The sequence below is a fragment of the Mesorhizobium sp. genome, from assembly GCF_005063415.1.
Taxonomy (GTDB): Bacteria; Pseudomonadota; Alphaproteobacteria; order Rhizobiales; family Rhizobiaceae; genus Mesorhizobium.
On record NZ_SUEG01000285.1, the window covers coordinates 693 to 2,667 of the forward strand.

Here is a 1,975-nt window from a genome sequence, read left to right on the forward strand (position 1 = left end):
ATATTGCACAACGGAGGCAGCAACCGCGAAGGAGATGTCAATGCCGCCGGCAATCAGCACAACGAGCAGGCCGACGGCGAAGATGATGTTGACCGAGCTGGTGTTGAGAAGGTCAAACGCGTTGCCGAGGGTAAAGAACCGCTCTGTCGCAAACGAGAGGAAGACGCAAATGACCGCGATCACGGCGAGCAAAGCCAGTTCCGTTGCGTGGGAGCGGACAAACCTACGCATAGACCGCCTCTTCGATCGCCTGGAGGGACGTGGCGCCGGGAACATATTCGTCGACAATGCGCCCCTGAGCCATGTGCAGCACACGGTCCGCGTTGAAATAGACTTCAGGCACCTCGTCCGAGATCAGGATAATGGCCAGGCCGCTGTCGGCCAGCTTGGAAACGATATCGAATATGCCGGCACGCGCGCCAACATCAACACCGACGGTCGGTCCGTCGAGGATTAGCAGTTTCGGTTCGGTCGCCAGCCATTTTGCAATTGCGACACGTTGCTGATTTCCCCCCGACAGGGTCGAGACCGCGTCTCCCTGCTTTCCGATCCTAACGCCGAGATCCCTTATCCAACCATTGACTAGGGATCGTTTGCGATCGCTCGAAATGAAACCGCCAGAGAGAATCTTGTCTAGCGAGGCAATGACCATGTTGTCGGCAATTGCCTGGGGCTGAATGAGGCCGAGCGACAGCCGGTCTTCCGAAAGATAGGCGACGCCAGCGGCGATCGCGTCACGGTTGGAACCGAAGCGGACGGGGTTGCCATCCAGCACAACAGAGCCGGACCTCGGCTTGCGCATTCCGAACAAGGTCAACGCCAGCTCGGTGCGCCCTGCCCCGAGTAACCCGGTGACGCCGAGCGTCTCGCCGCGGCGGACCGTCAATGACACATCCTCGAATTCGCCGGGCCGCGACAGCCCTTTAACCTCAAGCATAACCGGGCTCGTGCTCAAATCGCGATGCAGGACGGAATAGTCAAAGGTCTTGCCGGTCATCAGCTCGGTTATGCGCGATTGGGTCAGACCTTTGGTGGGATAGACGCCAACCAAGGCGCCGTCGCGCAGCACGGTCACACGGCTGGAGATTTCGAGAACCTCCGCCAGGCGGTGACTGACGAACACAACGGCAACGCCCGACGCCGACAGATTGCGCACAATGTCCAGCAGATAGTCGGTTTCAGATTGGGTGAGCGAGGCCGTAGGCTCATCCATGAAGACAAGCTTCGCTTGGCCGACGAGCGCGCGCGCTATAGCTACGATCTGCCGCTGTGCGATTGGAAAATTGTGGAGTGCGAGATCGACATCGAGGGTAATACCAAGACGTTGCAAGGCGTTGGTCGCGACACGCCGCATTTCGGCATAGTTCACCAGCCGCGGCCAGCGGCCGATGACAGTCTGGAACGCGATGTTCTCGGCGACGGTCATCTCGGGGAACAGGGCGAGGTCCTGCCAGATGACCTGAATCCCGCCGGCCTGCGCCGCTACCGGCGACATGTGGGTGTAGCTCTGGCCGTCATAGTCGATCACGGCGCCCGCCTCGGGCTTGTACACGCCTGTAATGACCTTGATCAGCGTGCTCTTGCCGGAGCCGTTCTCGCCGGCCAGGCAATGCACCTCACCCGGCAATACCTCAAAGCTGACATTCTTCAGCGCCTTCACGCCGCCGAACGTCATGTTGACGTTGCGGAGCGACAGCAACGGCCGTGATGCGGCGCCATCGAGTGCCTGATCAGCCATCGAGTTGAACCCTGGACCCAATCGCGTTGACACATCCTCAGCCGGGCAGGCTCGAGGCCAGCCCGGCTGCCACAGCCTTGGGAGGCTTTACAGACCCATCGCAGCGAGGCCGTCGACAGTGTCCTTGTTGATCGGGACCAGCTGATCGACGATGATGTTATGGTTTTCGAAGTCGGGCTTGACTGTCCCTAGCCCTTCGATCGTATCGCCATTCTTGATTTCTTTGCCCTTCATGAG

General features: G+C 59.7%; 1 protein-coding gene and 2 pseudogenes. All 3 read right to left on the reverse strand.

The genetic code is table 11. The annotated features are described in order from the left end of the window. Positions 1 to 231: pseudogene (locus E5W70_RS31770) on the reverse strand (ABC transporter permease); the annotation flags it as partial. Further along, a complete protein-coding gene (locus E5W70_RS31775) occupies positions 224 to 1,738 on the reverse strand; it encodes a sugar ABC transporter ATP-binding protein (protein WP_292665231.1) in 1,515 nt (504 codons plus the stop codon). The gene E5W70_RS31775 and the pseudogene E5W70_RS31770, both read right to left, overlap by 8 nt. An 87-nt stretch (positions 1,739 to 1,825) precedes the next feature. Next, positions 1,826 to 1,975 (reverse strand): annotated as a pseudogene (locus E5W70_RS31780) (autoinducer 2 ABC transporter substrate-binding protein); the annotation flags it as partial.

Excerpts from the sequence above, each read along its gene's own strand:
- E5W70_RS31775 (WP_292665231.1), bottom strand. The coding sequence starts at position 1,738 with ATGGCTGATCAGGCACTCGATGGCGCCGCATCACGGCCGTTGCTGTCG.